The 6,082-nt window shown below is 68.3% G+C and carries 5 protein-coding genes; 3 read left to right on the forward strand and 2 right to left on the reverse strand.

Annotated features, from left to right (window positions below; translation table 11 throughout):
• From QM693_RS34360 to QM693_RS34370, 3 genes are all read left to right on the forward strand, one after another.
• Complete coding sequence (locus tag QM693_RS34360) at positions 1-1,428, forward strand: zinc-dependent metalloprotease (RefSeq protein WP_283354542.1); 1,428 nt, start codon at positions 1-3, stop codon at positions 1,426-1,428.
• Between the two features lie 119 nt (positions 1,429-1,547).
• On the forward strand, positions 1,548-2,441 hold the full coding sequence (locus QM693_RS34365) for a hypothetical protein (RefSeq protein WP_280781665.1): 894 nt from the start codon (positions 1,548-1,550) through the stop codon (positions 2,439-2,441).
• Positions 2,438-3,793 (forward strand): ABC1 kinase family protein, encoded by a 1,356-nt coding sequence (locus QM693_RS34370; RefSeq protein ID WP_280781664.1) that lies wholly within the window; start codon positions 2,438-2,440, stop codon positions 3,791-3,793. The genes QM693_RS34365 and QM693_RS34370 overlap by 4 nt, the downstream gene beginning before the upstream one ends.
• 87 nt (positions 3,794-3,880) lie before the next feature.
• Here the strand turns inward: QM693_RS34370 and QM693_RS34375 are convergent, their stop codons facing one another.
• Positions 3,881-4,222, reverse strand: a complete 342-nt coding sequence (locus QM693_RS34375) for a WhiB family transcriptional regulator (protein WP_016883149.1) — start codon at positions 4,220-4,222, stop codon at positions 3,881-3,883.
• Positions 4,223-4,673: 451 nt separating this feature from the next.
• Positions 4,674-6,082, reverse strand: a 1,409-nt coding sequence (locus tag QM693_RS34380) for an ATP-dependent DNA helicase UvrD2 (RefSeq protein WP_283354543.1), incomplete at its 5' end; no start/stop codon positions are given.

The following is a 6,082-nucleotide window of genomic DNA, read 5'->3' on the forward strand; positions in this document are numbered from 1 at the left end:
ATGAGCAATCCGCCCTTCGGCTTCTCCAAACCCGACGACGATCCCGATCGTGACAAGAACACGGGGGATCAGAACGGGCCCGACCGCGACAAGAACGCGGGCGGTTCCGACGACTTCGGTTTCGGGGCGGGTGGTTTTCCCGCCGGGGGCTTCGACCCGGCCTCCCTCGGCCAGATGCTGACCCAGTTCGGCCAGATGCTGAGCGGGATGGGCACGTCGATGGGCTCCGGTGAGCAGACCGGCCCGGTCAACTACGAGATCGCGAAGAAACTCGCGCGCCAGCAGATGGGGTCCGTCGCTCCCATCACCCAGGGCAACTCCGAGGCGATCGCCGATGCCTCACGGCTCGCGGAACTGTGGCTCGATGCCGCGACGACGCTGCCCGCCGGCGCAACGAAGACCGTCGCGTGGACGCCCAACGACTGGCTCGACAACACCCTCGACACCTGGAAGCGGCTGTGCGACCCCGTCGCGGAGAAGGTGTCCGGCATGTGGGTGCAGGGGCTGCCCGAGGAAGCGCAGCAGATGGCCGGCCCGATGATCGGCATGATGAGCCAGATGGGTGGCCTCGCGTTCGGCTCCCAGCTCGGCCAGGCTCTGGGCCAGTTGTCGAAGGAGGTGCTCACCTCCACCGACATCGGCCTCCCCCTCGGCCCGGCGGGCACGGGCGCACTGCTTCCCGCCGCGGTGGAGCGGTTCAGCAAGGGGCTCGAACAGCCCGACCGCGAGATCCTCGTCTTCCTCGCCGCGCGGGAGGCCGCCTACCAGCGCCTGTACAGCCACGTTCCGTGGCTGCGTCAGCGTCTCCTCGCCACCGTCGAGGAATACGCCCGCGGCATCACGATGGACTTCTCGGCCATCGAGGACATGGCGAAGGGACTCGACCCGTCCGCGCTGACCGATCCGTCGCAGCTCGAGAACATCCTGCAGCAGGGCGCGTTCGAACCGCAGACCACACCCGAGCAGAAGCAGGCCCTCGAGCGACTCGAGACGCTGCTCGCCCTCATCGAGGGCTGGGTCGAGGTCGTCGTCGCGTCGGCGCTGAACGACCGACTCCCCGGCGTCGCGGCCCTCAGCGAGACGCTGCGCCGCAGGCGTGCGACCGGCGGACCCGCCGAGCAGACGTTCGCGACGCTCGTCGGACTCGAACTGCGTCCCCGCAAGGTCCGGGAGGCCGCGCAGTTGTGGACTCGCCTGACGTCCGAGTCGACCGTCGATGCCCGTGACGGTGTGTGGGCCCACCCCGACCTGTTGCCCGACTCGTCCGATCTCGACAGCCCGGATGCGTTCGTCGAACGTGTGCTCGGCGGCGGCGACGGCGGCGACTTCGACAATCCGATGGCGCAGCTGGAGGCAACCGAGGCGCGCGAGCGGGCCGAGGAAGCCGAACGCGACAAGTCCGGCAAGGACGACGAGTCCGAGTCCTGACCTCCTGATCCCACCAATCTTGCGATAGCGGGAAGTCCACAGGTCGAGGCATGTTTCGGCCTGTGGACAACCCGCGTTTTCGGCGCTGACGCCCGGTCGTGGCCTGCGATCCTCAGCGGGTGACCATCCAGCCCACACCCCACGTCGGTGTCACCCTCGATCCCCGGATCGCCGTACTCGTCCGCCCCGACGGGCGGGTGCAGTTCGGCTGGGATCCCGAGCGCGCGCTCGTACTCGCCCCGCCGCCCGGGGTCCGGACCGAGCAACTCCTGGCCGTCGTCCGACTGCTCGACGGCAAGAACTCGCGGCCGCACATCCTGTGGACCGCCGTCGGATACGGCCTGGCGCCCACGGACGTGTCGAAACTGCTCGGCGACCTCGACCGGGCCGGTCTGATCGATGTCGCAGGCACGTCCCCCGCCGCGGACACGATCCCGATTCGCGTGCACGGGCGCGGCCCGCTGTCGGATGCGGTGTCGGCCGGGCTCACGGACGGCGGCATCCGGGTCTCCCGCTCCTTCCGCTATTCCGCCGACAGCGACGTCCGGCGATGGAACGCCCTGTGCGTCGTACTCGCGGACGATCTGGTGGCGGAACCGCGGCTCGTCGCGGATCTGGTCCAGAACGGGATACCGCACCTGCAGGTCCGGCTGCGTGACGGCCGCGGTGTGGTCGGCCCACTGGTGCTCCCGGGCCACACCAGTTGCCTGCGGTGCGCCGACCTCCTCCGCGCCGCGTACGACGAGGACTGGCCGCACCTGTCCGCTCAGCTCCTCGGGACGGTCGGGCACGCGAGCCCCGCCGTGATCATGGCCACGGCAGCAGTCGCCCTCGGCCAGCTCGAGGCCGTCTTGGCTGCTCCGCGAGGCGCGCCGCCCAGCAGCCTCGACGCGACGCTCGAGATCGATCTCGGCGCGCACCGGCTGGTGACCCGGCGCTGGCCACGGCAGGCGAGCTGCAGCTGCACGTATCTGGCACCCGCCGTGGGCGAATCGAACCGGCTTCGGTCATGATGCATGATGGTGGGGTGTCCGACATCCCCCGCAGGAGTTCCGCCCGCACCGCCAAGCTCGCGAGCATCCCGTTGGGGATCGCGGGGCGTGCCGCGATGGGCTTCGGCCGGAAGCTGACCGGCGGTGACAAGGACGAGATCGACGCCCAGCTGAGCGCGAAGGCCGCCGAGCAATTGTTCGCGGTCCTCGGCGAACTCAAGGGCGGTGCCATGAAACTGGGGCAGGCGCTCAGCGTCATGGAGGCGGCGATCCCCGAAGAGTTCGCGGAACCCTACCGTGAATCGCTGAACAAGCTGCAGGCGCAGGCGCCTCCCCTGCCCGCGCGGGCCGTCCACAGAATGCTCGACCAACAGCTCGGCACCAAGTGGCGTGACCGGTTCCAGTCGTTCGACGACACCCCGACCGCATCGGCCAGCATCGGCCAGGTACACCGCGCGGTGTGGGCCGACGGTCGCGACGTGGCCGTCAAGGTTCAGTACCCCGGCGCCGACGAGGCGCTGCGCGCCGACCTGAAGACGCTCGGCCGATTCGCGGGACTGTTCGCCTCGGTCATGCCCGGCGTCGACGTGCGCCCGGTCATCGACGAGTTCACGGCCCGCACCGAGGAAGAACTCGACTACCGGATCGAGGCGAACAATCAGCGCCGCTTCGCCAAGGTATACGACGGGGATCCGCAGTTCGCGATTCCGCACGTGGTCGCCAGTGCCCCCAAGGTCGTGGTCACCGAGTGGATGTCGGCGAAGCCGCTGTCGGCCATCATCGCCGACGGCACCCCCGAGGAACGCAACACCGCGGGTGCACTGCTCGCGGAGTTCCACTTCGCCTCCCCCACCCGCGTCGGCCTGCTCCACTGCGACCCGCATCCGGGTAACTTCATGCTGCACAGCGACGGCCGCCTCGGTGTCATCGATTTCGGTGCCGCGGCACCGTTTCCGCACGGTCTTCCCCCGGTGCTCGGGTCCATGGTCCGGCTGGCGCTCCACGAGCAGTTCGACGAACTGACGGAGTTGCTGCACGCCAACGGATTCGTTCTGCCCGGCCGGACGGTCACCGACAAGGAGATCGCGGACTACCTGCGTCCCGTCACCGACCCGATCCGCACCGAATCATTCCACTTCACCCGCGCCTGGCTGCAGAAGGCCGCGGGTTCCGCGACCGACTTCAACAGTGCACAGTTCCGGACGGCCCGGGCACTGAATCTGCCGGCGGAGTACCTGATGATCTTCCGGGTTCTCGTCGGCTCGGTGGGAATCTGCGCTCAGCTGGACGCGTACGCGCCGTACATGGAGATCCTCACGCGGTGGCTCCCCGGCTTCGCCGAGCCTGCCCCCGAGGACGAAGACACCGTCTGACCCCGAAAACACAGAACGGGCGTTCGCCCGGACCACTCGTGTGAGTGGCCGGGCGAACGCCCGAATTCTCCCGCCCCGTACCGGTTTCTACGCACAGACCAGAGTCTGAGTCTTGCGCGGACGTCCCCGGGGACGCTTGCGGGCGATCACGACACCCTGGTCGAAGATCTCCCCACCCCACACGCCCCACGGCTCACCCCGATCGAGGGCCGCGTCGAGGCAGCGGGAGCGGATCGGGCAGGACGCGCACAGCGCCTTCGCCTGTTCCAGCTCGGTGGGAGAATCCGCAAACCACAGGTCGGGATCATCGACCCGGCAGGGCAGGTCACCACGTGCGGACACTATCTGAACAAATCCGCTTGTGGCGGTTGAGGTTTCGGATACCCCTCGGCATGTCACGGTAGACACGTCCTTCTCCTCTGCTCTCATTGCGACGGTCAATCTCTTCGGTTCGATGAAGTGGGTGCGAACCAGAGCCGAGGCTGCGAGCGGGAAAGGTGCTCGAACTACAAAGGCCACGGTCCGCGATGCGGGTCCGTGGCCTTGGAAAGACGGTGGGAGTTGATCTACCGAGGAATTCCTCGACAACTCCGATACACGGACTCGACTGCTGCTGCGGGACGACGACGGGCTGCCGACCAGACAATCGCCGGTGCCGTTTCCGCCGCGTTCATGCCGAACAGTGCGGAGGCAGCAGCGACTGCCGTCTCATGTGCTTGGAACTTCGTCATTTCACTGCCACCTCCTTTTCTTCTCGATCCGATGTGAACCACACGGGTCTCCCCGCGCACTGAAACCACAGTAGGCAATTCTCCAGAACCGCACAACCTATTTTTGACCTGCAGTGATGCGCGCTACTCCCGCACCGCGTGGGAGTCGTTCAGGGACTACCGCTTCCCTTGATCACACCGAGGACGTCCTCACCGAACTGCTCGAGCTTCTTCGCACCGATCCCGGGGATCGCGACGAGCCCGCGATCGTCCTGCGGCCGCTGCTCGGCGAGAGCCGTCAACGTGTTGTCGCTGAACACCACGTACGCCGGAACCTTCAGCTCCCGCGACTTCTCGAGCCGCCACGACCGCAGCGATTCGAGCAGTTCCACGTCGACATTGGACGGGCACCCCTCGCAGCGACCGAGCATGGTCGCGGTCGTCCCGATCAGCTGTTTTCCGCACAGCCGGCACCGTGGACGCTTCTTGGTGCTCTTGGCGGGCGCCGCGATCCGCGAGGCAGGTGAATCCTCGGGGATGAGGCCGTGCAGGAACCGCGAACGGCGCCGCGACTTGCGGCCGCCCTCGTTCCGGGACAGTGCCCACGACATCTGCAGGTGCTCCCGGGCGCGGGTCACCCCGACGTACAGCAACCGCCGCTCCTCCTCGACGGCCGCCTCGTCCGGTGCCGAGTTGGAGTCGCCGAGCACGTGCTGGATGGGCAGCGTTCCGTCGGTCAGCCCGACGAGGAACACGGCGTCCCATTCGAGCCCCTTGGCGGCGTGCAGGGACGCGAGTGTCACACCCTGCACGACGGGTGGGTGCCGTGCCTCGGCGCGCAGGCTCAGTTCGCGCAACAGCGCCTCCAGGCTCAACTCCGGGTCCTGGGTCAGCTGCTCCTCGGTGAGCGCGACCAGCGCCGACAGCGACGACCACCGTTCGCGAGCCTGCGCACCCGCCGGTTCCGCGTCGGTCAGCCCCAGCGGAGCGAGGACCGCGCGGACGAGCGTGACCAGGTCGGCGCCGACCGCATCCGGCAGGTCGTCGCGGCCCGCGGCCTGCCGTAGTGCCGCCACGGCCTGACGGACCTCGGTGCGCGTGAAGAAGCCCTCACCGCCCCGGACCTGGTACGGGATGTCGAGTTTCGTCAGCGCCTGCTCGTGCACCTCGGACTGGGCGTTGATCCGGTACAGGACCGCGATCTCCGCGGCCGGAGTGCCGGACGCGATGAGCCGCTTGATCGTGCGCGCCACCCCGGCGGCCTCGGCCGGCTCGTCGTCGAACTCGACGAAACTCGGCTCCGGTCCGGAGTCGCGTTGGCCGATCAGCTGCAGACGGGTGCCCGCGATCCTGCCGCGCGCCGCTCCGATCACCCGGTTCGCCATCGACACGACCTCGGGGGTCGAACGGTAGTCGCGCTCGAGGCGCACGACGGTGGCCTCGGGGAACCGGCGCGAGAAGTCGAGCAGGTAATTGGGTGTGGCGCCGGTGAACGAGTAGATGGTCTGGTTGGCGTCACCGACGACGGTGAGGTCGTCCCGCTCCCCGAGCCAGGCGTCGAGGACACGCTGCTGTAGCG

The sequence above is a fragment of the Rhodococcus sp. IEGM 1305 genome, from assembly GCF_030058635.1.
Classification (GTDB): domain Bacteria; phylum Actinomycetota; class Actinomycetes; order Mycobacteriales; family Mycobacteriaceae; genus Rhodococcus_F; species Rhodococcus_F opacus_D.

What these genes read in the sequence shown, in the direction of transcription:
- QM693_RS34360 (WP_283354542.1), top strand. Translation starts at nt 1, where the DNA reads ATGAGCAATCCGCCCTTCGGCTTCTCCAAACCCGACGACGATCCCGAT.
- QM693_RS34370 (WP_280781664.1), top strand. Translation starts at nt 2,438, where the DNA reads ATGATGCATGATGGTGGGGTGTCCGACATCCCCCGCAGGAGTTCCGCC.
- QM693_RS34375 (WP_016883149.1), bottom strand. Translation starts at nt 4,222, where the DNA reads ATGAGAGCAGAGGAGAAGGACGTGTCTACCGTGACATGCCGAGGGGTA.